23 protein-coding genes are annotated in these 25096 nt (G+C 31.0%); 16 read left to right on the top strand and 7 right to left on the bottom strand.

The window, feature by feature from the left end; genetic code table 11:
* Window positions 1–282: 282 nt before the first annotated feature.
* Complete coding sequence (locus tag ACE193_RS12790) at window positions 283–1533, top strand: tetratricopeptide repeat protein (RefSeq protein WP_375558622.1); 1251 nt, start codon at window positions 283–285, stop codon at window positions 1531–1533.
* A 99-nt stretch (window positions 1534–1632) separates the two neighbouring features.
* Here the strand turns inward: ACE193_RS12790 and ACE193_RS12795 are convergent, their stop codons facing one another.
* A complete protein-coding gene (locus tag ACE193_RS12795) occupies window positions 1633–2271 on the bottom strand; it encodes a CatB-related O-acetyltransferase (protein WP_375558623.1) in 639 nt (212 codons plus the stop codon).
* Between the two features lie 90 nt (window positions 2272–2361).
* On the opposite strand from ACE193_RS12795, the gene ACE193_RS12800 reads away from it, so the two are divergent.
* Window positions 2362–3363 (top strand): endonuclease/exonuclease/phosphatase family protein, encoded by a 1002-nt coding sequence (locus ACE193_RS12800; RefSeq protein WP_375558624.1) that lies wholly within the window; start codon window positions 2362–2364, stop codon window positions 3361–3363.
* A 1-nt stretch (window position 3364) separates the two neighbouring features.
* Here ACE193_RS12800 and ACE193_RS12805 read toward each other — a convergent pair whose 3' ends face one another.
* Both ACE193_RS12805 and ACE193_RS12810 read right to left on the bottom strand, forming a co-directional pair.
* A complete protein-coding gene (locus ACE193_RS12805; protein ID WP_375558625.1) occupies window positions 3365–4171 on the bottom strand; it encodes a sulfite exporter TauE/SafE family protein in 807 nt (268 codons plus the stop codon).
* 124 nt (window positions 4172–4295) lie between these two features.
* On the bottom strand, window positions 4296–5105 hold the full coding sequence (locus ACE193_RS12810; protein WP_375558626.1) for an exonuclease domain-containing protein: 810 nt from the start codon (window positions 5103–5105) through the stop codon (window positions 4296–4298).
* A 229-nt stretch (window positions 5106–5334) separates the two neighbouring features.
* On the opposite strand from ACE193_RS12810, the gene ACE193_RS12815 reads away from it, so the two are divergent.
* The 7 genes from ACE193_RS12815 (at window position 5335) to ACE193_RS12845 (ending at window position 10688) form a co-directional block, all read left to right on the top strand.
* Window positions 5335–6069 (top strand): helix-turn-helix transcriptional regulator, encoded by a 735-nt coding sequence (locus ACE193_RS12815; protein WP_375558627.1) that lies wholly within the window; start codon window positions 5335–5337, stop codon window positions 6067–6069.
* A 71-nt stretch (window positions 6070–6140) separates the two neighbouring features.
* Complete coding sequence (locus ACE193_RS12820) at window positions 6141–6602, top strand: GyrI-like domain-containing protein (protein WP_375558628.1); 462 nt, start codon at window positions 6141–6143, stop codon at window positions 6600–6602.
* A gap of 125 nt (window positions 6603–6727) precedes the next feature.
* Window positions 6728–7303: a helix-turn-helix domain-containing protein gene (locus ACE193_RS12825; protein ID WP_375558629.1), complete on the top strand. Its 576-nt coding sequence runs from the start codon at window positions 6728–6730 to the stop codon at window positions 7301–7303.
* Window positions 7304–7405: 102 nt separating this feature from the next.
* Window positions 7406–8218, top strand: a complete 813-nt coding sequence (locus tag ACE193_RS12830) for a heavy metal-associated domain-containing protein (protein ID WP_375558630.1) — start codon at window positions 7406–7408, stop codon at window positions 8216–8218.
* An 85-nt stretch (window positions 8219–8303) separates the two neighbouring features.
* Complete coding sequence (locus ACE193_RS12835) at window positions 8304–9086, top strand: hypothetical protein (RefSeq protein WP_375558631.1); 783 nt, start codon at window positions 8304–8306, stop codon at window positions 9084–9086.
* 15 nt (window positions 9087–9101) lie between these two features.
* Window positions 9102–9893: a hypothetical protein gene (locus tag ACE193_RS12840; protein WP_375558632.1), complete on the top strand. Its 792-nt coding sequence runs from the start codon at window positions 9102–9104 to the stop codon at window positions 9891–9893.
* A 15-nt stretch (window positions 9894–9908) separates the two neighbouring features.
* Complete coding sequence (locus ACE193_RS12845) at window positions 9909–10688, top strand: hypothetical protein (RefSeq protein WP_375558633.1); 780 nt, start codon at window positions 9909–9911, stop codon at window positions 10686–10688.
* A 69-nt stretch (window positions 10689–10757) separates the two neighbouring features.
* On the opposite strand, the gene sppA is transcribed toward ACE193_RS12845, so the two are convergent.
* From sppA to ACE193_RS12860, 3 genes are all read right to left on the bottom strand, one after another.
* The gene (gene sppA / locus ACE193_RS12850; protein WP_375558634.1) at window positions 10758–12695 is read right to left on the bottom strand and encodes a signal peptide peptidase SppA; all 1938 of its coding nucleotides are present in this window, start codon (window positions 12693–12695) and stop codon (window positions 10758–10760) included.
* A gap of 205 nt (window positions 12696–12900) precedes the next feature.
* Window positions 12901–13143, bottom strand: coding sequence for a hypothetical protein (locus tag ACE193_RS12855; RefSeq protein ID WP_375558635.1), 243 nt, complete (start codon window positions 13141–13143; stop codon window positions 12901–12903).
* Window positions 13144–13151: 8 nt separating this feature from the next.
* Window positions 13152–15791, bottom strand: coding sequence for an AAA family ATPase (locus tag ACE193_RS12860; RefSeq protein ID WP_375558636.1), 2640 nt, complete (start codon window positions 15789–15791; stop codon window positions 13152–13154).
* A 373-nt stretch (window positions 15792–16164) separates the two neighbouring features.
* Here ACE193_RS12860 and ACE193_RS12865 point away from each other — a divergent pair, with 373 nt between their 5' ends.
* The 7 genes from ACE193_RS12865 (at window position 16165) to ACE193_RS12895 (ending at window position 23309) form a co-directional block, all read left to right on the top strand.
* Window positions 16165–16578, top strand: coding sequence for a hypothetical protein (locus tag ACE193_RS12865; RefSeq protein ID WP_375558637.1), 414 nt, complete (start codon window positions 16165–16167; stop codon window positions 16576–16578).
* A gap of 318 nt (window positions 16579–16896) precedes the next feature.
* Window positions 16897–17748: an MbnP family protein gene (locus tag ACE193_RS12870; RefSeq protein ID WP_375558638.1), complete on the top strand. Its 852-nt coding sequence runs from the start codon at window positions 16897–16899 to the stop codon at window positions 17746–17748.
* A 63-nt stretch (window positions 17749–17811) separates the two neighbouring features.
* The gene (locus ACE193_RS12875) at window positions 17812–18879 is read left to right on the top strand and encodes a cytochrome-c peroxidase (RefSeq protein ID WP_375558639.1); all 1068 of its coding nucleotides are present in this window, start codon (window positions 17812–17814) and stop codon (window positions 18877–18879) included.
* A gap of 54 nt (window positions 18880–18933) precedes the next feature.
* Window positions 18934–19863, top strand: a complete 930-nt coding sequence (locus tag ACE193_RS12880) for a hypothetical protein (protein WP_375558640.1) — start codon at window positions 18934–18936, stop codon at window positions 19861–19863.
* A gap of 72 nt (window positions 19864–19935) precedes the next feature.
* Window positions 19936–22050, top strand: coding sequence for a c-type cytochrome (locus ACE193_RS12885; RefSeq protein WP_375558641.1), 2115 nt, complete (start codon window positions 19936–19938; stop codon window positions 22048–22050).
* A 91-nt stretch (window positions 22051–22141) separates the two neighbouring features.
* Window positions 22142–22285, top strand: coding sequence for a hypothetical protein (locus ACE193_RS12890; RefSeq protein WP_375558642.1), 144 nt, complete (start codon window positions 22142–22144; stop codon window positions 22283–22285).
* Window positions 22286–22415: 130 nt separating this feature from the next.
* Window positions 22416–23309 carry a lytic transglycosylase domain-containing protein gene (locus ACE193_RS12895; RefSeq protein WP_375558643.1) on the top strand — a complete coding sequence of 298 codons (894 nt, stop codon included), beginning with the start codon at window positions 22416–22418 and terminating at the stop codon, window positions 23307–23309.
* Between the two features lie 87 nt (window positions 23310–23396).
* On the opposite strand, the gene ACE193_RS12900 is transcribed toward ACE193_RS12895, so the two are convergent.
* Window positions 23397–24914, bottom strand: a complete 1518-nt coding sequence (locus tag ACE193_RS12900; RefSeq protein WP_375558644.1) for a tetratricopeptide repeat protein — start codon at window positions 24912–24914, stop codon at window positions 23397–23399.
* Window positions 24915–25096 lie beyond the last annotated feature (182 nt).

A 25096-nucleotide genomic window follows, 5' to 3' on the forward strand; every position in this document is an offset into this window, starting at 1 on the left:
GATTCTAATCAAAGCACTAAATTATTCAATATTTTCATCGTAAAAAAATGCTTGCTAATAGAATTTGGAGAGATTTAAAGTTATAAAAATGAGTTTTTACACAAAATTGCTCGAAAATTGTTTAGTAATAGTTATAAATCAACTACAAATCAATCTAAAAAAAATACAGAAAGTAAATTTCTAATCCACTAGATTTTGATACATAGCATAATTAGTAATACAATGAAGGATATAATGAAGAGTATAATGAAACTGCTTTTTTGTAAAACAATAGTTGCAATTTTGCTAATCATTTGTTGTGCAGCTTGTAGTACAGATGAAACAAAATATACAGAAGGTATGACCACAACAATGCCGTCTGATACAATTTTGACGACATCAAAACCTAATAATTCTAATACAACAAGTACACAAAAAGAGAGTGATAGTGTTTCATTTGCTGCTTATAATGATTCTGTCGAAACTGTTCTTAATAACTTGGAGGTAAGCGAAGCACAAGCTCAAGAGCTTTCAGAGTCAATGAGTAAAATGATAGAAAAAGCTCAAAGTCTTCAAAAAAACAATCAAAGCCAAGAAGGAAATAGAGGAATAAATAATTTTGAAACCTTCAAAAAAGACTCTCCAAAAGATTTGAGTACCTATTTGTATATGAAAGTAGATTCTTTTCCTCAAAATTTATTACCCCAAAACACCAAAAATTTATACATAGGAGCAGCCACAGAAGATGAAGAACAGTATTTATATGGTCTCAATAGTGACGGAAAACTAGAAAAAATAGCCAAGCTTCCTACTGATTTCAAGTTTAATCCTCACAAAAAAACAGAATCCTATTATAGAGATGGGAGAATTTTTATTTGTTCGGAACAAAGCTATAAAGCAACTATTATTTGTGGAATATTTAATTTTGATTTAGTGGCAAACAGCCTTACTTTGGAAGACCAAACAGCAAGTGATTTGTCGGTAGAATCTATCTCAAAAGCACAAAAAGCAGTAGAACAAGGAAATATCATCGAAGCTGTAGGTTTTTATGAACAAGTTGCATACCCTCATAATTATATGCAGGTAGAAACCGAAACTATTCAGTTATTCAAAAAAACGTATTCTGTTTTGGAAAGACTAGAAAAAGAAAAGAAATATGATTCTGCAACACTCATTTTGGAAAGTGTTTTTGAGTTTTGGGGAACAGAGTTTTTATTGAATATCGAAACACCACAACAATTACAAGAACTTTTCAAAAATAATAACTTCGAACTTTCTCAAAAAGAATATATTCAGATTTTGGAAAAGTATGGAAGTCTTCTTCTTCAATCTAAAAAGTATCTTGATGCAGTAGAAATAAATAAAAAACTAACTCAAATTACACCCACTTCTGCTCTTGCTTATCTACAACTTGGAAATGCTTATTATAATCTGGAACGCCTACAAGACAGCCAAAATGCCTATAAAAAATACAAAGAAATTATAACTAAAACAGGTCAAAAAATAGATAAAGCAACACTAGAACAAATTGAAAAAAGATTGAATGAAAAGTAAGTTATGATGTTGTTGGTGTCGCTTCACTAAAATACCAACAAGGGCATCTAATCAAATCTCGTTGACGGCGAAGCCTCAACGACGGTTAATTTTTTGTATCTAGGAATGAAGAGCAATGAATTTATCAATATTTTCATCTGTCAATAATCCTACATTTTGGGTAATTTTTTCGATATCCCAGTTCCACCATTTTATCTTTAATAACGCCTCAATTTGAATTTCTGAAAATCGTTTTCGGATAACTTTTGCAGGATTTCCACCTACAATACTGTACGGTTCTACATCGCTAGTTACGGTTGAATTGGCTGCTATAATTGCACCATTACCTACTTTTATTCCTGCCATTAGTGTTGCATTGTAGCCAATCCACACATCATTCTGAATTTCTAAATCTCCTTTATAGGGATAGGTTTTGCCTTCCATTGCACCAGCCCAGTCTTTTCCAAAAATAGCGAAAGGATACGAAGTAATTGCTTTTGTGAGATGATTTGCACCATTCATAATAAACTTTGTATCAGAGGCAATCATACAAAACTTACCAATAATGAGCTTATCGCCACTAAAATCGAATAAATATTTTACATTTTTCTCAAAATTATTGACATCTTCAAAATCATCATAATAGGTATAATCACCCACAATAATATTTGGATTTTTGATAATGTTTTTCAAAAAGCAAAGTCTTTCGTAGCCTTCTAAAGGAAAAACAGCATTTTTATTTGGTATATTTGGGTTCATTTGATAAAGTAGAGTTGATTTGTAATTTTAAAATAATAACCTGAAATGTTTGAAAAAAGAATCTTGTCTTTTATTCCTTTTCTATTCTTTATGGCTAATTTTTTTAGCCTTGTTTCAATTTGGATAGGGGATTTGTTTTCGCATTTTAGAATATTTTGGGTGGTTTTTAGTATTATTTTCTTGATTATTTATATCATTCTTTTTAATCGGAAAAAAGTTGATTTCAAAGTTTTAATAAGCATTTTTGCGTCATTATTTATCAACTTATTTAGCTCTTATTCATTTTGGACAAATTCTCAAACCTATGAATATCTATTTTTTGGAAGTCCTACAGTTGTGGAATATTCTAAAAAGGTAAAGAAAGAAATAGAAAATGATACGACTGTAAATAGTTTACTTTTGATCAATGTGCTTAGTTCAAATACAAATTATGAAAAAGTAAGAGAATTAATCAAAAATACAGATGCTGATTTTGTTGTAATAATAGAATTAAATCAAAAATGGGAAGACGAATTAAAAAAAATAAAAACAGATTACCCTTATAAATTTACAGAAGTGAGAGAGGATAATTTTGGAATGGGAATTTATTCAAAAGAAAAATATCAAGACACATCAAAAATTAGGTTATCTACTCATATTTTTGAAGTCAAAAATTTAGAAAAACAAGTGGAGAGCATATTAGAAACAACTAAAAACCTGCCTATTGAAATACAAATCACGACTAAAAATAATTATACCTTTTTTATAAGTCATCCAATGCCTCCTATTAGTATTAATGCTTATCGAAATAGAAATAATAAACTAGACCAAATAAGTGAAATTCTTTCTAAATTAAATTCAAAAGTAATTTTTGTAGGCGATCTCAACTGCTCTCCTTTCTCTTCCGACTATAAAAAATTTCTAAAACAATCAAGTCTAAAAGATTCTCAAGAAAACTTTGGCTTTCAACCGACGTGGAATAGTTCTTTTCCATTTTTGATGCAAACACAATTAGACCACGTTTGGCATTCTGAAGGTATTGAAATTTTACATAGACAAACACTTCCTATTGAAGGCTCTGACCATAAAGCCGTTTTGGTGGTTTTTAGGTAAATTACATGATAGCTACTAATTTATCCATTACAAAATCATAAATTCCCAAAAAGCGAACGATAGCAATTATAATAATTCCTATCAAAATACTTCGTATCCAATAATTTGCCTTTGGGTGTCCGACGGCAAACTTAGCTGCCCACATTGCACCAATCATCTGAGCAACAGAAAGCGTAAGACCAGCAATCCATTCTATTTGTCCATTCCAAATAAAGATAGTAAAAGCAGGAATAGTGAGAAGAAGTGTTAGTAAAAGTTTGACAGCATTGGCATTTGTAAGCGTATAATTTGTTACTGACATCAAGACTACAAGCATAATCACACCCACACCAGCTTGAATAAAACCACCATAAAAACCAATAGCTAAGAAAATAATCATGAGCCAAGGCAAAGCCAATTCTTTGGTGTTTTTGTTTTCTTCTACCCATTTTTTAGGATTATTCAAGACCAAAAAAAGCATAAAAACCATCACACCACCAATAACACGACTAAGCCAAATTTCATTTGATTTACCTACTTCTACGGCTGCATAAGCACCAAGAGCAGAACCAATAACCGTAGGAATGGCAATCTTCCAAACACCTTTAAAATCTGTTTTTCCACTCTTCAAAAAAGTACGAAGACCAACCAAAACTTGAAAGGTAACACCTACTCTATTTGTACCATTTGCCATTCCGACAGGCAAACCAGCAGCCACAGAAAGTGCCGTAATCGTCAAGATTGAGCCGTTTCCTGCTAAAGTATTGATAATTCCTGCTAAAAATCCAGCAGCTAATAAGACCAAATAGACCCAAATTGTATATTCCATTTTTTACAGTTATCAATTACCAGTAAAACAGTTACCAGTAATTAGTAAATAATAATTGGTAACAGTGAGTAGTTATGTTGTTGATTTTCTCATTTTCTATTCCCTAATTCCTATCTCCTAATTTCTACTTATTCAACAGACTCATTTTTAATTTTATTCTTGTGAGTTCTTGTTTTGTATTCAATGGAAAGTCATTTTTCATAATCCAATCGTAATATGAAGATTCTTTTGTCAAAACATCTTCAATTTTCTTGTCTTTGTGTTTCCCAAAAGCAAAAACAGCTTCATTTTTATCATTATAAACCATTCGACCAGCCAAATCAATACGATTCGAAAAACTTAGTTGGTGCAAGGCTTCCATATCATTTTTGACAGGAACAGTAACATTTCCTAGACTGTCTTTGTGTTCTTGATTTTCGTATCTTTTGACCTGCTCTTCCAAAATCCCAACACATGCCATTGTATCTACTTCTGCACTATGCGCTCCTTCTAATTCTTTATCACAATAAAATTTATAGGCTGCCGAAAGTGTGCGAGGTTCCATCATGTGATAGATTCTTTGCAAATCAACAAGTTTACGATTCGAAATATCAAAATCTACTCCTGCTCTCAAAAACTCTTCGACAAGCATCGGAACATCAAAACGCATAATATTAAAACCAGCCAAATCACAGCCTTTCAAAATACTTGCAAATGTCTTTGCCATTTGTTTGAAAGTAGGTGCATCTTTTACATCTTCATCACTAATTCCATGTATTTTTGTAGTAATTTCTGGAATTGGAACAGTTGGATTTATTTTGTGTGTATGAACTTCTTTTTCGCCATTGGGCATCAATTTTACAATAGAAATTTCTACAATACGGTCTTTTATGGTGTCGATTCCTGTTGCTTCTAAGTCAAAGAAAGCTAACGGATTTTTGAGGTTGAGATTCATAATTAAAGAATAAGGCTAGATTTTGAAGTAATTAGACAACACATAAAACATTTACAAAAACTTTATTAGTTATTTTTTGGAAATCAAAAATGATTCTGACAATAGTTTGAAAAAATGCTCTGTTTTTTGTGAATATGTTCTTTTGAACAAAAGTAAGAAAATATTAACAAGTCTTTTGAAATTTAATAATTTTAAAAGGAATTTATGGATAATTCGAATAAAATAAATTATGCAAGATACAAAACGACTTTCCAGATTAACAGCAATTTTACTTCATTTGCAAACCAAAAGAATTTTGAATGCGTCTGAACTATCAGAGAAATTTTCGGTCAGCAAAAGAACCATTTATAGAGATATAAAAGCCTTAGAACACGCTGGAGTTCCTATTTTTACAGAAGAAGGAAAAGGTTATTCGTTAGTAGATGGTTATACAATTCCTCCTGTTATGTTTACAGAAAGTGAAGCAAATGCACTCATTACGGCAGAAAAATTGATTTTGAAAAATAAAGATTCTTCTTTCATAAAAGAATATACAGAAGCCATAAACAAGGTAAAATCAGTCTTGAAAAATCATACAAAAGACAAAGTAAATTTACTTTCTGATAGAATTCAGTTTCGATATAATCTTCAAAATGACAAGACAAGTAATTATTTATCAGCACTACAACTCGCCATAACAAATAATACACTTTGTAAAATTGAATATTCTACATTAGAAAAAAATAAAATAACACTACGACAAATAGAACCTTTTGCAATGTATAGCACACAAGAAAACTGGTTGTTGATTGCTTTTTGTAGATTGAGAAACGAATTTAGAGCTTTTAGATTAGATAAAATTCAACAATTAGAAGTTTTGAATGAAAAATTTGAACCTCATAACATGACACTTCAAGAGTATTTTGAAGAATGTAGAAAAAAATATTTTGATTCTTTGAAAAACTCTAATGAAGCCTTGACATAGGGCTGTCACTTGCTCACCTTAAATTTGTATTCAATCAATTTAAAAATCAATTACCTTTTAATTTAATCAAAATGAATACGCAAAAAATTGAAGCATTCGACGTTATAGGAATTTCTGTTTGTACAACCAATGAGAATGAGCAAGCAGCAAAAGATATTCCTGCACTTTGGGAGAAGTTTATGTCAGAATCTATCACAGAAAAAATTCCAAATAAAATATCAAATGATGTTTATTGTATTTATACCGAATATGAATCTGACCATACAAAACCTTATACTACTATTTTGGGCTGTAAAGTCAAGAGTTTGGAAAAAATACCTGATGGCATGATAAGTAAAAAAATAGCAACAACAGATTACCAAAAATTTATTGCAAAGGGAAATCTTCAAGAAGGAACTGTTTATAATAAATGGTTGGAAATTTGGAATAAAGATTTGGATAGAAAATTTACAAGTGATTTTGAAATCTATGGAGAAAAAGCTATGAATCCAGCTAATGCAGAAGTAGATATTTTTATTGCTGTTGAAAATTGATTTTATAAAAAACTACTTTGTCTTTTTTGTGTTTAGGTTTAAATAAGACTTTATGTCGGTTCTCTTGAGACTGACCTTTGTCTCATCACTTAGGTCAGTCCAATAAAACACGAAAGAATAACAAAATGAATCCATTCATATTAAATATAGAAAATATGGTTTGTCCACGCTGTGTTTTGGCAGTGAAAAACCTATGTCAAGAGTTGAATATTGAATTTGAGAAAGTAGAGTTAGGAAAAATTTATTTAAAAGAAAACCAAGAAATTTCGTTCAAAATAAAAGAAAAACTAAATCAAGAATTACAAAAAATAGGATTACAAATGATAGAGTCCGATAAAAAAAGTCTTATTAATTCTATCAAAACCACTATCATCAATCAAATTCATTATTCAGATAAAGCTTTAGAAATTAACTTCTCTGAATACCTTTCTGAAAAACTACATCACGAATATTCTTATCTAAGTCGTCTTTTTTCTGTGTCTGAAAGTATTACTATCGAAAAATATATTGCACTACAAAAAATAGAGAAAGCAAAAGAACTTATTTCTCTCAAAAAATACAGAATTAACGAAATAGCAAATCATCTGCATTATAAAAGCACTTCTCATTTTTCTACACAATTCAAAAAGGTAATAGGGCAAACTCCTTCTCAATATCAAAAAAAGGCTTTAAACAAACGTAAAACACTAGATACTTTATAAAAAAACAGTCAAAATAGTATAATTTTTTGTCAAAATTCTGAAAAACGGAAAGGGTTTGGTATCGTTTAGTAAAAGACAGAATAAATACAAAAAACAAATACTATGAAAACACTAGAACAAACCCAAATCAAGGAAAACACAAAAGAATATAGCATTCAAGGAATGACCTGCAAAAGTTGTGAAGCCAAAGTAAAAAAGGCTTTAGAAGCATTTTCACAAATAGAGAAAGCTGAAATTAGTGTCGAAAATGCTGATGGAACACTTTATTTTGATACTCCTATTTCCACCCAAGTTTTACAAGAAAAATTATCTGAAATAGGAAATTATACCATTACAGAAAAAAATAATGCTGATGAGATAATTTTTGAAGAAATAAAAGGAAGTTCTAATACTGTTGTTAGTGAAGAAATAGATTTGCCAACAAAATCATTTTCTACTTACAAACCTCTTTTTTTGATTGTTGGTTTTATTTTGGGAGTGAGTATTTTGGTTCAATATCCATTTACTGATTTTTTTCAAAATTTTTCTATGATGCTTTTGATGCGTCATTTTATGGCTGGATTCTTTATTGTCTTTGCCTTTTTCAAACTCCTTAATTTAGAAGGTTTTGCCAATTCTTACCAAATGTATGACATTGTAGCTGCTAGATGGAAAGGTTGGGGAAGAGTTTATCCCTTTGTAGAGCTAGGTTTGGGAGTTGCTTATCTGATAAATGTTTTTCCTTTTTATGTCAATCTAATTACGGTTATAGTTTTGGGAATTAGTAGTATTGGTGTAATCAAAAGTAATTTGGACAAAAAGAAAATCAAGTGTGCTTGTTTGGGAGATGTTTTTAATTTGCCGATGAGTACTGTTACCATTATTGAAGATTTATCAATGGTAGCAATGGCTTTGGTTATGCTTTTTGTGGTTTAGAATATATTCCAAACACAGAGTACAAATATACATTTACTTAGTTTCTATAAACTTCATTTCTGTATTTGTCGTATATACTATTTATATGACAAATACACATCATTTAGAAACTGAATTACATTCAGAATTTCTCAAACAAGGTAGAATAGATCCTATCACAGGGGAGGAAATTGAAGAGGGACATACTATCGTAATTTGTTCTGCTTGCAAATCTGCTTTTTTTATTGAAAGTTGGGAATATTTGGGACAAACGCATTGCAATCAAGCCGAAACTCTTTCAGAAATTCCAAAGTCTAAAACTTTAGTTTTAGAAGCCAAACCGTTAGATTATTTACCTTTTTTGTTTAGAAAAGGGCTTTATTTTGCCAAAACAGGAAAAGAAGGAACATTACAAATGTGGACTTATTTCGCAATGGTTTTATTAACTATGGCAGGAATAGGACTTATCACTGTTCTTATCGGCAGCTATATATCTGAATTTTTAGCTGTTGTATTTATGATTTTTCTAATCGTTTTTATTTCTAATCATATAAATAAGAAAGAGAAGGATAAAATTAGTACTCCTCATCCAAAAGAAACTAATTATATAGGTATTGACCACAAAAATCAGTCTCTACAAATAAAAAGAGGAAACGAAAAACAAAACCTTCCATTTAGTAAAATTGAACAGCTAGAATATTCTATAGACTATGTTTATCCTCTTTGCATTCTCACTTTAGAGATTATGATTGCCAACTTATCGAAGAAGAAATTAAATTATTATGCAAATATTAATCATAGTGATGTATCTGATTGGAGTAATTTTTTAGAAGAACTACCTTATAATTTAAAGGTATTACAGGTTTTGAGAGAAGAAAGTCAATTATAACTACTAATTTTTAGAATGACAAATACACATCATTTAGACAAAGAGCTACATTCAGAATTTCTCAAACAAGGTAGAATAGATCCAATTACAGGAGAAGAAATTGAAGAAGGACATACTATCGTAATTTGTTCTGCGTGCAAATCTGCTTTTTTTATTGAAAGTTGGGAATATTTGGGACAAACGCATTGCAATCAAACCGAAACTCTTTCAGAAATTCCGAAGCCTAAAAACATGTTTTTGAAAGCCAAACCATTGGAATACTTACCTTTTTTGTTTAAGAAAGGAAATCAAGATATAGATAATACGATTCATAGTTTAGTTGAAAATAGCATTATTGGTATTATAATGCTTCTTGTTGTTAGCGTCTTGCCTATGGTGTTTATTTTCGTACATCCTATTTGTGCTTTTATCTTTGCGTTGGGTATAGTGAGTGGTACATTAAGTTATTTTAGTAATAAAACCTCAAAACGGCTTATAGAACGAAAAATAAATCCTAAAAAAGCAACCCAAATTACGCTAAATACAAAAGCACAAGGAATTACGGTAAAGAAAAAAGATAAGATAAATACTTTTAAATTTGATGAAATACAAGAACTACGTTATTTTGTAGAATATATTTCTGATGCAGATGCGAGCAATTACAATCAATGTGCATTATCAATACGAATAATTACATCTGAAAATAAAGGAAAGATTTATTATACACTTCTAAAAACAGATGAGCTTTCTAAATGGAGTGAGTTTTTAGAAGAACTACCTTATAATTTAAAGGTATTACAGGTTTTGAGAGAAGAAAATCAATTATAACTACTAATTTTTAGAATGACAAATACACATCATTTAGAAACTGAATTACATTCAGAGTTTTTGAAACAAGGAAGAATAGACCCTATCACAGGAGAAGAAATTGAAGAGGGACATACTATCGTAATTTGTTCTGCTTGCAAATCTGCTTTTTTTATTGAAAGTTGGGAATATTTGGGACAAACGCACTGCAATCAAACCGAAACACTTGCCGAAATTCCGAAGCCTAAGAATATGTTTTTGAAAGCCAAACCGTTGGAATATTTGCCTTTTTTGTTTAAGAAAGGAAATCAAGATGTAGATAATACTATTCATTCTCTTTCTGAAAATGCCATCATATTAGGTCTTGTATTAGCTTTTATGACTGTATTAACTGTGCTTACTATATTTATTGGTAAGATGACACATCCTCTCGTAGGTCTGTTTTTTGTCATTGCATCTATAGGTTCAATAACTTATTTTCTCAATAAAAAAACTTCTAAGACATTCTTAAAACGAGAAATTAATCCAAATAGAGCCACACATATCGCTTTTGATATGAAAGCACAAGGAATTACGATTAAGAAAAAAACACAAAAAGAAACTATTAAATTTGATCAAATAGCACAGTTAAATTATTATGTAGAATATGTTTCTAATAGTGATTCAAACAATCAATGTGCATTATCAATAAGAATAGAAACGCCTTGGCGTAAAGGAACAACCTATTATACACTTTTACCAATAGAGGAAATACCAAAGTGGAGTGAGTTTTTGGAACAATTACCTTATAGTTTGAAGGTGATGAATGTGAAGTAAAAAACAACAAAAAATCCAATTCAAATGTATCTGAATTGGATTTTTGTTGATAAAATAATTTATTGATGATTACTCAATATTTTGAGCATCCAAAATCAAACGAGCTTGCATTCCTTGCATCAGTTTTAATTCATTATAATATTTATAGAATTTATAAAACTCGCCCATTTCTTCTTGAATAGCTTTTTGTTTGGCTTGATTTCCTTGATTCAAGATTTGATTAATAAGTGTTTCAGGCTCAGGATAATAACGCACTTGATAATCATCTCCTAACCCTGCACTGTTTGCTGCAATAGCAATAGCATCATCCAAATCTCCCAAAACATCCACCAACCCACGCTCTTTTGCATCAATACCTGTCCAAACTCGCCCTTCTGCATACTCTCTTAGTTTTTCTACTGGCATTTTTCGTCCTTGTGCAGCTTTTGAAGTAAAATCAATATATCCACGATTTACAGAATTTTGAATAATAGAATCTTCTGCTGCTGAAGGCTGACGAGTAGGATAACCCATATCTGCAAACTCTGCTGTTTTTACTCCATCAAATGTAACTCCGATTTTGTTTTCTGCAAATTTATCTATTCCGAAAAGCATTCCAAAAATTCCTATCGAACCTGTGATTGTATTTGGATGTGCCACAATCGTATCACATGCCATTGCCATATAATAACCACCCGAAGCAGCTACATCCGACATAGAAGCAATAATTGGTTTTTCTTGTTTGGCAAGCATTACTTCACGCCACATAATATCCGAAGCCAGCGCACTTCCACCACCCGAATTGATACGCAAAACAATCGCTTTTACTCGCTTGTCTTTACGAGCTTTTCGGATAGCTGCTGCGATAGCATCTCCTCCAATTTGTCCTGTTTCTCCTTGTCCATCAACAATATTTCCTTCTCCTACAATAATAGCAATTCTCTTGTCTGAACTACCTTCACGTTCAGTTTTTAGTGTTTTGATATATTTAGGAAGTGAAACAAAAGAAATTTTCTTTTTGCTAGTTGTTGTGTTCTCGTCAGTACTCTCATCACTACTTTCTTCTATTCCCAAAGCAGTCTTTATTTTGCTTTCTACTTGGTCGTAATAAAGTGTATCATTGACAAGTTTGTAGGTAATAGCATCTCCAGCTTCTCTGATTAACATTTTATCACTAATTTCTCGTAGTTCTGCTGCTGTGACTTTTCGTCCACTTTTTGTATTTGTGGCAGCTACATGATTCAAATAAGTATCATACAAAGAATTTAAATAAACACTTGTTTGTTCACGGTTTGCTTCACTCATTTCTTCCAAAATAAATGGCTCAACAGCAGATTTGAATGTTCCTACTTTATAGATTCTTGGCTCAATATCTAGTTTTTCAAGCATTTTTTTGAAGAATGGAATTTGAGAGAAAAAACCATTCATTTCTAAAGCACCTTGTGGATAAAGATAAATTTGGTCAGCCGTTGTAGCTAAATAATATCCTTTTTCACCATAATATTTACTGTACGCATAGATAAATTTATCAGAAGTTTTGAAGTCTAAAAGTGCAGCATGAATCTCTTCCAACATCGCAAAACCAACAGGAACATCTGTTACATCTAAATAAATTCCTTTGATATTATCATCTGTTTTGGCTTTTTTGAGAGCAGCTTTTATATTAACCAAACTTAGTGGAGTAGAACTTCCTTGTAATTCTGCCATCAAATCAGCAAAAGGGTCGTCTTTGCTATATTCTGCAATCGTTTGTCCTAAAGAAATTTTCAAAACACTTTTTTCAGCAATTTCTACTTCTGAACTAGAACTAGCTCCTATAATAAGAAGTAATAATCCCATTACAGAAAAGAAAAGTCCTACACCAAAAGATGTAGCAAAAATAATTTTGATAAAACCGAGTAGTTTTTGTCCAAAAGAAGGACTATTTTGTATAACTTGTCTTCTTTGGGACTGTCTAGTTCTTTGTTGTTGGGAAGAGTTAGTATTTTCAGAGTTTGAATTTTCTAGTGGGTCTTTTGGCTCACTCATAAAATTATTTTTGTTAGCGTTATTTTGATTGATTTATAAAGAATAGATTTATTCTGAATTTTGGATAAATTATTCTGTTTTACAGGTTAGTATCTGATAACAAACTTTTATTACAAAAAATCTAAATTGCTGAAATTTGCAGATTACAGAATATGTTTAGAAAAAGCAGTATTTTACTTTATAAATGGAATTCTTAAATCTTATATTATTCCAACATATCATCTTCATAATCAATCATAAAAGGATTACATTCACCTTGTGTATATTTTCCACAAGGACAAACAAAGCCTTCATTTGTAGCAATTAACCTTCCTCCATAAGCTACTTTACTTCTATCACAATATGCGCCCATGCAAGTATAAGAATGAAAAGCATTAGATTCTTGAAATCTATTTATTCTTTCTACTTGCCAATTTGTAAAGGGAGCTTTTACTTTGTCAGTATCCATATTTTGTATTATATTCTAAAACCCATTTTACGTTTTCCAGTCAAATCTTCATAGCTAAAATTGACTTTTTCTAAGTCTTCTTTTTCTAAAGTCTGCATTATTTCTTCTGTTCTTTCGGCTTCTGAAAGTGATGCCATACGCAAATGTTGTTGTCTAACAGCTTCCTGTGCAATAGTTCGAATTGTACGAGCATTTCCAAAATATTTATCTCTTTGTGCATGTAAAACGGCAACTTGATTGTTGAGATATTCCTTTGTTTCTTCTGTCAAAGTCAGTTTTTCTTTCTCAAAATATATCGTCGCAACTTCTAAAAGCTCTTCTACTGTCAAGTCTTTAAAAATAATTGTTCTATCAAAACGAGATTTTAATCCAGGATTCATTTCTACAAATTGTTCCATATTTTGGGTATAACCTGCTGCAATGACAATAAACTCACCTCGTTTGTCTTCCATTTGTTTCAAAATAGTTTCTAAGGCTTCTTTTCCAAAATCATTTTGTGTTTTCAAATCTGAAGTCAAGGAATATGCTTCATCAATAAATAAAATTCCACCAATGGCACTATTTATTTTTTCTTGTGTTTTGATAGCTGTTTGTCCTACAAAACCAGCTACCAAACTTTGTCTATCACATTCTACCAAATGTCCACGTTCCAAAATTCCCAAGGCTCTATAAATTGTTGAGAGAATACGAGCAACAGTAGTTTTTCCAGTCCCTGGGTTTCCTTTAAAAAGCATGTGTAGCGAAAACTGATTCAAAACATTACGACCTGTTTGTTGATAAAAACGAACGAGTGCAATCAACTCATCAATGCGTTTTTTTACTTCGGACAATCCAACAAGAGCATGAAGTTCTGCCATCGAACGCTGTAACTCTTCCTCATCAATAGAGAGCAAAAGAGGAGTAACTGTTTTTCCTGCTGTAAGATGCGCCACATCAGCTACATGAACAGTTGAAAGTTCTGTTTTGGATAAATCTTTAGGATTTTCGATTTTCATAATGCGAACTCCCAAATTCATTTTTGCTTCTCTAATTGTCGTTTTTACAAAACGAGCATTTCCAAAAGTAGTATCTCTTTTACGGTATTCTTCTGTAATTTTTTTACTCAAAATATGCAAGGCTTCAGGAGTAAATTGCAAATCACTTTCTTTTTCAGTCAATGTAGCAATCTCTAAAAGCTCATGAGGTGTATAATCTGGAAACTCAAATTGAACAGGAAAACGAGATTTTAATCCAGGGTTTGATTCTAAAAGCATTTCCATGGGCTGCGTATAACCTGCCAAAACAATAGCAATATCGCCCTTTCCATCCGAAATTTCTTTTACCAAAATCTCAATTACTTCTTGTCCATAATCTTTACTGTCTTCACCAGAGCGAACAAGCGAATAGGCTTCATCAATAAACAAAACACCTCCTCTAGCTTTATCGATAATATCTTTTACCTTTGGGGCAGTCTGTCCGATATATTGTCCAATAAGTTCGGCTCTTCCTACTTCGTGTAATTCTCCTGTCGAAAGTAAGCCTAAATGATGATAAATTTTGCCCATCATTTGTGCTATCGTAGTTTTTCCAGTTCCAGGGTTTCCTTTAAAAACTAAATGTAAATTTAGGTTTTTGTCTTCCTTTAATCCTTTTTCTTGACGGATTTGAGTAAATTGAAGATAAGAAGTATAATCGTGAATACGTTTTTTGAGGTCTTGAAGTCCGATTAAATTATTTAATCTTTCTACAACTTGCTGATAAGTTTCTTCCTCGTCTTCTTCACTTTCTTTGGCTGGATTTGAATATGCTCTTCCTGTCAAAAATGAAGAGGGAGGATAAATGACCGTATTTCCATTTACAAATTTCTTTCCTACTTCAAACGGAACAATCGCAATAAGTCTATCCATAAAGATAACTTCCAATGTATAATGCCCACGCATCCACGAACCTTTTACATCTGAACCATAACCTGAAATTATTTCTATAAAATCTTCATCCTGTTCTATTTTTTTTAGTTCGATAGTTTGTCCTTTGAGTTGGCGAGTTTCATTGTAAATATTAAAAGTTAGTTCACAATAAAAATCATCTTCTTGAAGATTCTCAAAGCTGAACTCTACCCAAATATATCTTGCTTCGGCTGCCGAAAACTGTTTGTGATAGACTCTATTTTCTTCTTCTACTCCGTCTTGTGTTCCTTCATAGAGTTTTATGGTTTGCATCTCAAAATAGGGGTTGTTTTGAGAAGTTACAGGACCTCCACTTTCTATATAAAAAGGTTTTGTTCCAAAAATTTCGCCATCGATATAGGCTTCCCAAACGTAATCTCCTCGTGTCCAAAATGTTCCCACTTCGTCATTTCCCCAACCTTCTCTAATATTTACGATATTATTTTGAGGCAAAATAATTTGATTTACATTTATTTCACAGACAATTTCTCGTTCTTTTCGGCTACTCAAACGATAACATTTCAATAAAATCTCAGCTTCCCATTCTTCTACATCAAATAATTTATTGTAAAAAGATAATTCTACATACAAATAACTCGTTTCGATACTCTCAAAAACGGTTTGGTATTTTCGCATTCCATTAGCGAGCCATTCAGGAGAAGAATAGATTTTGAGGTCTTTAAATTTATAGAGTTTTTCTTCACTTTTTTTGTTGCGAAACATCATCGTAGAAATGTAGAGAAATTATGTAGGGAAATTTTAAATAGGTCTGTGAAAACTACTTTTTATAGAAAATAGTTTTCTTTTAAGATGTAAAATAACGTTTGAAGAATTAAAATACGAAAAATATAGGGAAAGGCAATTAAAATAGTGAATAATTTAATAAGAAGTCAATAATCTACTCTCAAACTTTTACACGTTCATCAATACTAGAAAATAGATAAAAATCTAATCAAAATTTTCTTTTGTTTTTATATTCTTTTTGTATTATCTTTGTGGAAAATAAAAAGAGCCTGTTTTTGCTCCTTGCTCAAATTTTACTCACAAAGTCAAATCTATTTTCTTGACAAAAATTCTTTCCATATTCTCCACTCTCATGATAGTCATTATCTTGATACAACCTTTCCAAAAACTTTGGATTGTTTTGTCTTTCGAAATGAACAGAGAGTATATTGCTCAAAATCTGTGTGAGAATAAAAAACAAGAAGATAAAAAATTAGAAAAATTAGCTCAGCTCAAACGAGCAAACAAATTTGCAGAACAGTTTGGACTTCGCTGTGCAGGTTCTTGTCAGCTCAAAAAGCAACTTGCAGAAGCTGAAAATCAACAAGATAATGCTCCTGTTTCGTCTATAAAATACACATTAGACCTTCTTTTTTTAGAGAAAATCACTCTTTTTTCTTTTGATAGTCAGATAATTAACTTTGAAAACCCTGTTCAAAATGGTTTTTATCATCGTTTTGTTTCTACATCTGATTTATACGGAATCTTCCGTCCTCCAGTAGTTTAAAATCTCACGCATTGTTATTTTATGACTTTTGTAGGTTAAAGGCTTGCCTTTAACTGTATTGTATATGTTTAGATATACAATCTGAAATGTCAAAGGCAAGCCTTTGACCTACAAATATCTGTATCAAAATATAAACTTCATTGATGACAAAGTTTCAATGACGGTTTGATTATACAGTAATCTCATTTCTATTATTTCATAATTTTATTTTCTCACTCTAAGAGTAAACTACATTCGATTTTGACAATATTTTTGTTCCAAAATCGCCCTCTAATTTATTGTCTTTTATTTATTATTTTATATACAAAAACAACAAAAATGAATATTAAATTTAATTTTTCAAAAACAGCTTATTTTGCCCTGTTTATGGCATTTTCTCTTACCTTATTTTCGTGTAAAAAAGATGAGGACAAAGAGCCAGAAATTGACCCAAATAAAAAAGGGATGGTCGAAATCAAATTTGATAATATTGCAGGTCAAGATGATTTTGCTTTAGGAGAAAACTATACAAATGCAGCAGGCGAAACTTTCAAAGTAGATATGTTACAGTATTATATCAGTAATATTGTTTTGAAATCTGAAGACGGTAGTGAATTTATAGTTCCACAAGAAGAATCCTATTTTTTGATAAAAGAACATGATGAAACAACACAAAAAGTACAAATTCCTAATGTTCCTGAAGGTAATTATAATGAAGTTACTTTTACTATTGGAGTAGATAGTCTTCGTAATACCAAACCAGTTTCAGAGCGTACAGGTGTTTTGGATATTGGTGTAGAAGGTGCAGGACAAGAAATGTATTGGTCTTGGAACTCGGGTTATATTTTCTTCAAAATGGAAGGAACATCAACTGCTGTTGAACCTACTGATACTAATCCTACTGGAAAATTCCGTTATCACATTGGAGGTTTCGGAGGTTATGACACACCCACTTTTAATAATGTCAGAACAGTTACACTTTCTTTAGGAAGAGATGCTGCACAAGCAAGAGAAGAAGCAATGCCATCCATTCATTTTGTAGTAGATATTTTAAAGGTTCTTGAAGGAACTACACAAGTGAGCCTAAGAGAATATCCTACTGTTATGGGAAATCCTTTTTCATTGAAAGTTTCTGAAAACTACATGAAAGCATTTGAATATCATCATGTTCATAATGAAAAACATGAGTAAATTCTAATTTTAAACCCTAAGGGTCTTTGAAGACCCTTAGGGTTTTATAAAAATCAACCAATTATGAAAAAGTATTTTTTATATAAAATTCTTCTTGTTTTCACTATTTCAATTCTATTTTTCTCCTGTCAAAAAGAGAATGCAAATCCAAAAGAAAAATTCGAATTCAAAACTCCTTCTAATTTTCCACAACCAACTTATGACTTGAAAGAAAATCCTGTAACTGTTGAAGGTTTCGAACTTGGTAGAAAATTATTTTATACAGGAATGTTGTCAAGAGATGGAACTATAAGTTGTGGTTCTTGCCACGCTCAAACATCAGGATTTACACAACATGGACATGACCTTAGCCATGGAATTGATGACCAACTTACATTAAGAAACTCTCTCCCCATTCAAAACCTAGCTTGGTCTAAAAATTTCTTTTGGGATGGAGGTGTTTTTCATTTAGACTTGTTTGCTATTGCACCAATAGAAGCAGAAAACGAAATGGGCGAAACATTACCTAATGTTTTACAGAAATTGAGAAATACAGAAGGTTTACAATCTCCAAAAACAGATTATCCATTGCTTTTTGAAAAGACTTTTGGAACAAAAGAAATTACCACTGACCGTTTTTTGAAGGCTTTATCACAGTTTCAACTCATGTGTATTTCGGCTAATTCTCGTTATGATAAACATGTTAGAAATGAAAGTACAAATGAAGAAAAACTGACTACACAAGAACTAAAAGGTTTAGAATTATTCGAACAAAATTGCTCAAATTGTCATTCTACGACACTTTTTACAGACCAATCTTATAGAAATAATGGTTTGAAAGTCGGGAATCCAAACGATACTGGAAGACACCGAATTACACAAAATGATGAAGACAAATTTAAGTTTAAAGTTCCTAGTTTGAGAAATGTAGAAGTTACTCGTCCGTATATGCACGATGGAAGATTTAGAAATTTGGAAGCCGTTTTAGACCATTATACAGAGGGAATACAAGATTCTGAAACGTTAGATGAGAGTCTGAAAGCAAAACTCAAAATTGAGCTTAATCAAGAAGAAAAAGAAGCCATTATTGCCTTCTTAAAAACACTTACTGATGAAGATTTTTTGAATAACCCTATTTTATCTGAATTTTAAATAACTCAAACCTATAAGGTTTTCAAAAACCTTATAGGTTTAAATTAATTAACTATGAAAAATTTAATCGCTTTTTTACTTTTTACCACTTCATTTTTATTCCTTTCAACTTCTTCAAAAGCCTGTGATTTGTGTGGTTGTGGAGCTGGAAGCTATTATTTGGGAGTGATGCCACAATTTCAAAAAAATTTTGTTGGTTTGCGTTATCGTAGTGCTTCTTTTGATTCCCACCTAGGAGGAAATAGTAACTATTCTTCACTCTTCGAAACACAAGAGCGTTTTTATACTACTGAAATTTGGGCTAGATTTTATCCCCATCCAAAATTACAAGTTTTAGCTTTTTTGCCGTATCAATGGAATTTTCAAGATGAGAACAACAAAACAAAATCACTGAGTGGAATGGCTGATGCTTCTGTATTGGCTCAATATGAAATTTGGAATACGACAAATGATACAATTTCACAGAAATTTGAACATAGTTTTTTTGTAGGAGGTGGAGTAAAACTACCAACAGGAAAGTCAGATTATAGCGAAGAAGATGTTCTACAAGTTGCTAATGCAAATTTTCAACTTGGAACAGGAAGTACAGACTTTTTATTGACAACTCAATATACTATTCGTTACAAAAAAATAGGTCTTACAGCCGATGCTTCTTATAAAATCAATACCGAAAACAGTCAAGACTATCGTTTTGGGAATCGTGTAAGTAGTAATGCAACACTTTTTTATGTAAAACAAATTGGAAAATTTGGTTTTATGCCTACTTTAGGAACATATTATGAACATAGCCAACAAGATATACGAGAAAATAAAACTGTTTTTGATACAGGAGGACATCTAGTAAATGCTGTTTTTGGAACACAAATTTATACTGGACGTTTTATGTTTGGTGTAAATTATCATACACCTTTGAAACAAAATTTAGCCAACCATCAAATAAAATCAAATGATAGGTTGATGATTCAGACGGCTTTTTTGTTTTAGAGAAATAAGTTACTTTTTAATAAAAAATGTATTTTGAAGGTAGATTTTATATTCTCAACTTACTTTCAAGCCATGAAAAAATTACTTTCTGTTTTTATTGTTGTCTTTACATTTTGCTTTACTTCATGTTCAGATTCTGAAAATACTCAAAATGATAGAGTTGCAAATATGTCAGCCGAAGAGCTGGCTTATAATTTCCCACATCTTTTTGATTCGCCTCTTCCACAGGAGTTTGTCATTGATACAGAACAAGATACAGTCATTTTTGGAAAATCTGGAACTTTACTCGCCATTGAAGCAGGGACTTTTACAGATGAAAATGGAAAACCGTTGAAGGGAAATCTTACGCTCAATCTCAAAGAAGCTCTATCACTTTCTGAAATGTTGGAAAACAAACTCACTACTCAAACGCAAGACGGACAGATTTTGCAAAGTGGTGGAATGTTTGAATTTACAGCCAAATCGAATAAAAATGGAAAGATAAATATTTCAAAACCCATTCATGCTGAAGTTCCAACACAAAAAAAGATTGGCGATATGTCGGTTTATGAGGGAATACAAGTAAATGAAGATGCGCCTGTTCAATGGAAAAAAGAAAAAGAATTAGAAAACTGGCTTACAGAAATTCCGTTAGAAAGACTTGATTTTTTTCCTAAGAATGAAGATGATGTAAAGAAATATTCTAAACGAGAAATTATTATTCCTGCTGATAAAATCAGAACATTAGAAACTTATTATTTAGGAGATAGTATTCGTGTTGTTTATGATGATTTAAGTGGAGAAAACTCTAATAATTTCAATCAAAAAAAACAATCACAAAGTATCTTTCATTTTGTACAAGATGCAGAAGAAGAACCTAAAGTTTGTGGCATTTCAAAATATATTTTAGAAGGACTTTCAGACAAGAAGTTTCAAGGAACTTTCATTTCTACTTACGAATTTGAAAAGCGTTTGAAAGTGATGAATGAATGTTGTGGAAATGATTTGATAGCAATTTATCTCAAAAATTTGGATAAAAACCTATGGGAATCAGACAAACTAGCAGCCGAATATTTGACAAAAAATAAAAAATGTAGAGCATATATTTTTGAAGAATTTGCAGCCGAAAAAGCAACCAAAATAAAACCAAAAGGGAAAGTAAACCGAGCTTTACAAAAATATATTGATAAACTTTTTAAGAATAAAGAAAAAGCTTGGGCAAAATTTGAAAAGGATTCTGATAAGTGGCACAAAAAACAGAAAAAATTACAAACAGAAGTAGTTGACAAGCTAGAGAATGAAAGAAAATTTGCAGTACGTCTAAGGTATGCTTTTGATTTGATCCGTTTTGGTTGGACAAACCTTGACAAACTAATGAAACTTGACAATCAAATTCAAGTTACTTTTGACATAAAAGTGAAAGATTTAGAACTCAAAGAAGAAGGAAGAGTATTTTTAATTTTCCCAAATGAAAAAACGATTCTTGATTTAAGTAGAAATGAAAAAGGCAATTTTTACGGAAGGCAAGATGATAAAGATTTTATTTATTTACCGAAAGGTATAGATATAATTTTGAAAGCAGTTACAGAAAAAAACAATCAACTTTATACAGGAGAAATTGATTTAACCATAAAAAGTAAAATTAAAAAAACGATCAAAATTGCAGAAACGACAGATAAAAAAGTGGCTGATAGAATCAAAGAATTTGAACAAAAAATGACGACTGTATCAGAAACTATTGTTAATGAAGACAATTTTGTTGCATTTAGTTCTATAATTCCGAGAATTACACGCAAAGATTTTTCAGCTAAAAAATTTGAACAAGCCTTAGAAAATCATTACAAAAGCAAACCTGTTTTAGATGATTATAAAGAATGCTGTCATGAAATGGATTTATTAAAGGGAAAGCAGCTTTTTGAAGGTCAGTGTAAGCAATGCCACGCCATTCATAAAAAAATAGTAGGTCCTGCTTTAGCTGGTTCAGAATTTCGTTGGGGAAATCGTCAATATCTGATTAATTTTATTAAATATCCTGAAAGAACTATTGTCCAAGAGGAAGAAAATGGATATGCATCTCGCCTTTATAATGAGTATGGACAAATGATGCCCAATCATAATCATTTGAGCGATGAAGAGATTAGTTGGGTTTTAGATTATATCGAAAAAGAATCAAGAAAGTATTTGTATTCAGATTTTAAAGAAAAATAAAACTAAATCTATTCACAGTTTTTTTTAAATTGTAATCAATGTAGCGAAGATTTTAATTTTTCGATAATAATCAAACTAAAAAATTACGACAATGAATGACGAAGAATTTGAAAAAGAATTAATCAAAAGAGATAAACAAAATATGTTTTATGTAAAACTGATTCTTTTTGGTGTTGGTGGTGGTTTTTTGTTGGGAGTTATTCTTTTTCTTTTAGTACTGTTTACTTCTGCATAAAACGAATGAAATAGTAGATTATAAATAGGAATGCTTTTTGACTTTTTTTGGTAAATAGGCAAATAATCAATAACTTTATTTGCCTTATAAAGCTATTTTTCTTTCTCATTTTACTTCTTACTATTCTACTTTGAAAACTACTTATTTTTCTTTCTTGTTGGTAATTTTATTTGTGCTTACTACTTTTCATTGTGTGGCACAACAAGTCAGCGATATTCAGACTGTCGTTCCTATCAAAATTCCTGATACTGTTTATTTTGCTGGCGAGCGAATTCCTTTAGAAGACGAGGATGTAAAAGAAAGGTTAGATAGAGAACTTACTTCTATTATTTATGGACATGCCTATACAATGCTTTTACTCAAACGTTCAGGCAGATGGCGCAAACCCATGGAAGATAGTCTTACAAAATATGGCATTCATAAAGATTTTTTTTATTTGGCGATTGCAGAGAGTAGCCTTGACCCATTGATAAAGTCAAATAGAGATGCATTAGGAATGTGGCAGTTTTTGGAAGGAACAGGAAAACAGTTTGGATTAGTTGTAAATGACCATATTGATGAAAGACAAGACCCTTTAAAATCGTGTGTTGCTGCAACTAAATATTTTCATCAAGCCTACAATAAGTTTGGCAGTTGGGCATCTGTGGCTGCCTCATACAATAGAGGAATGGCAGGTTTAGAAACAGCTATGGATAATCAAGGAACTAGAAATTATTATGATTTATTCTTAAATGCCGAAACTTCTCGCTATGTCCTCCGAATTGCAGCCTTAAAAATGGTCTTAGAAAACCCCAAAAAATATGGTTATTGCATAGAAGAATATGAATATTATGATAATTTCGAATTTGATGAAGTAACCATTACAGAAGATATTGAAAGTGTCCCCGAATGGGCAAAAAAGCAAGGAATGACCTATAAAGAATTTCGTTTGTATAATCCTGCTATCGGAATTAATGATAATAAATATAATTTTATTGCACCAAAAGACGGTTATATTTTTCGTGTCAAGAAAAAGAAGAAATAGATTTTACTAGTACCAATGTCTGATTACAGATAATTAATTGTAGGTAAAATTTCTATTCTCTATTTCCTAATATCTATTTCCCAAATCCTAATTCCCAATATTCCATCTACTTTCACCCATTTCTGTACTAGCAACAATTTCATTATTTTCTAAATCAAAATACACATTTCCTAAAAAAGGTTTGTGTTCATTTGTTCTCATAGATTTGAGTAATGTTTTAGTTATTGCATCATACAAATGAAGCATTTTATCTTCATTCTGAATCAGAAAATACCTTCCATTATCACTCAAAATCATTTTTTCATTCTTCTTAAAATGAAAGGTAGAAAACTGATTTACTTGTCTTGCACCTCGTTTGTCTAAAGTATAATAATAGATTTTGTTTCCTTTACTAATTACGGCAATAGATCCATAATTCAAATTTGAATTAATCTCTTCTGCTTTTTGAATTGTTTTTTTGTCTAATTTATCAAACTCTTTCAAAAATAGTTCTGCATATATAAAAGTAGCTTGTGGCATTTTTGCACCTTTAAAAGTATTGAGAAGTTTTCCTATTTTTATTTTTTTTTCTATTTCAGCACGTAATTTTGTCATTTCTTCTGGGCTTATATCCTTATGATTTTGTACAACAGACTTAGTATTAGTGCTAGAACTAACAGAATTTTTTGGATTCTCTTTTTGTGTTTCTTTTTCCTTAATTTCTCTTTTTTCCAAACTCCTAAGCTCTACAAGTCCACTTTCATAGCTCAAAAGGACTTCTGTTTTTTGCAAATTTTCTACCCAAAAATATAGTTTTTCATCTTTATTGATAAACTCTTCCCATTCTTTTGGATATTCTTTCAAAATAGAGTGTTGAGCATTTACTTTTAAATTTTCTGTTTTGATAAAAGAATTTGGTGGTTCTGCTTGTGCTTGTATAATGAGTGATAACTGCCCTGTCGGATATGCTGAATTGGGTTTGTATTTTATTGCTTTTTTGTACCAATATTTCGCATCATCATAATTATTGGATTTAAAAAAACGGTCTGCTTCTTCTAAAGCTAATAAATACTCATTTTCTAGTTGTTCCAAAAGGTGTAAGGCTTCTGTATTACTTGGGTTTATATTGAGAGTTTTGATATAATAATTTTCTGCTTCAGTATAATTTTGAGCTTGATAATATTTTTTTCCATTATTGATATAATGCTTTTCTGTAATCGAAATTCCTTGCACACTGATACTGGTAGCAGGTGCATTCAGCGCATTTATTGCCATTGTTAGCATTCCAAAAACACCCACCAAAATAAAAATAGCCATCAAAACACCTCCCGAATGTTTTTTATAAAAAGCTACTTTTTTTCTTTTCTCAATTTTCTTTCTATCCAAAGAAAGTGAACGAAGAGCAGGAACTTTCTTGAGCGTTTGAGATTGATGACAATGTGAACGACCAATATATTCCCAAGAATCCACCATAAAAGCTGATTTACAAACACTACAAAAAACTACCTCATCGCCTTCTTCTATGATTTCATGTGTAATAGAATCTTGTCTTTTTTGCGCTAAAAAAGGAGCATGTTTATGCTTATCAATGAAGTGAGAATGAATTTTGAGTGTAGATTTTTTCATGATTTTTATCAATAAGGAATAGAAATTAAATAAATTACTATTTTAGAATCAATAACCAACTTAAAATCAATAAATTAAATTCTTAATTGGTAATTTTTTAATTAGTTTTGCTGCTTTGGCAAGTCGTAATTGTTCCTAAATAACTTTATAGTATTCGTTTATCTAAAATACGAATTTTTATA

Source organism: Bernardetia aquimarina (assembly GCF_042180575.1).
In the GTDB taxonomy this organism is placed as follows: domain Bacteria; phylum Bacteroidota; class Bacteroidia; order Cytophagales; family Bernardetiaceae; genus Bernardetia.

Excerpts from the sequence above, each read along its gene's own strand:
- ACE193_RS12825 (WP_375558629.1), top strand. The coding sequence starts at position 6,728 with ATGAATCCATTCATATTAAATATAGAAAATATGGTTTGTCCACGCTGT.
- ACE193_RS12835 (WP_375558631.1), top strand. The coding sequence starts at position 8,304 with ATGACAAATACACATCATTTAGAAACTGAATTACATTCAGAATTTCTC.
- ACE193_RS12880 (WP_375558640.1), top strand. The coding sequence starts at position 18,934 with ATGAAAAATTTAATCGCTTTTTTACTTTTTACCACTTCATTTTTATTC.
- ACE193_RS12900 (WP_375558644.1), bottom strand. The coding sequence starts at position 24,914 with ATGAAAAAATCTACACTCAAAATTCATTCTCACTTCATTGATAAGCAT.
- ACE193_RS12810 (WP_375558626.1), bottom strand. The coding sequence starts at position 5,105 with ATGAATCTCAACCTCAAAAATCCGTTAGCTTTCTTTGACTTAGAAGCA.
- ACE193_RS12800 (WP_375558624.1), top strand. The coding sequence starts at position 2,362 with ATGGCTAATTTTTTTAGCCTTGTTTCAATTTGGATAGGGGATTTGTTT.
- ACE193_RS12830 (WP_375558630.1), top strand. The coding sequence starts at position 7,406 with ATGAAAACACTAGAACAAACCCAAATCAAGGAAAACACAAAAGAATAT.
- ACE193_RS12840 (WP_375558632.1), top strand. The coding sequence starts at position 9,102 with ATGACAAATACACATCATTTAGACAAAGAGCTACATTCAGAATTTCTC.
- ACE193_RS12845 (WP_375558633.1), top strand. The coding sequence starts at position 9,909 with ATGACAAATACACATCATTTAGAAACTGAATTACATTCAGAGTTTTTG.
- ACE193_RS12885 (WP_375558641.1), top strand. The coding sequence starts at position 19,936 with ATGAAAAAATTACTTTCTGTTTTTATTGTTGTCTTTACATTTTGCTTT.
- ACE193_RS12795 (WP_375558623.1), bottom strand. The coding sequence starts at position 2,271 with ATGAACCCAAATATACCAAATAAAAATGCTGTTTTTCCTTTAGAAGGC.
- ACE193_RS12890 (WP_375558642.1), top strand. The coding sequence starts at position 22,142 with ATGAATGACGAAGAATTTGAAAAAGAATTAATCAAAAGAGATAAACAA.
- ACE193_RS12820 (WP_375558628.1), top strand. The coding sequence starts at position 6,141 with ATGAATACGCAAAAAATTGAAGCATTCGACGTTATAGGAATTTCTGTT.
- ACE193_RS12860 (WP_375558636.1), bottom strand. The coding sequence starts at position 15,791 with ATGTTTCGCAACAAAAAAAGTGAAGAAAAACTCTATAAATTTAAAGAC.
- ACE193_RS12865 (WP_375558637.1), top strand. The coding sequence starts at position 16,165 with ATGATAGTCATTATCTTGATACAACCTTTCCAAAAACTTTGGATTGTT.
- ACE193_RS12870 (WP_375558638.1), top strand. The coding sequence starts at position 16,897 with ATGAATATTAAATTTAATTTTTCAAAAACAGCTTATTTTGCCCTGTTT.
- sppA (WP_375558634.1), bottom strand. The coding sequence starts at position 12,695 with ATGAGTGAGCCAAAAGACCCACTAGAAAATTCAAACTCTGAAAATACT.
- ACE193_RS12815 (WP_375558627.1), top strand. The coding sequence starts at position 5,335 with ATGCAAGATACAAAACGACTTTCCAGATTAACAGCAATTTTACTTCAT.
- ACE193_RS12875 (WP_375558639.1), top strand. The coding sequence starts at position 17,812 with ATGAAAAAGTATTTTTTATATAAAATTCTTCTTGTTTTCACTATTTCA.
- ACE193_RS12855 (WP_375558635.1), bottom strand. The coding sequence starts at position 13,143 with ATGGATACTGACAAAGTAAAAGCTCCCTTTACAAATTGGCAAGTAGAA.
- ACE193_RS12805 (WP_375558625.1), bottom strand. The coding sequence starts at position 4,171 with ATGGAATATACAATTTGGGTCTATTTGGTCTTATTAGCTGCTGGATTT.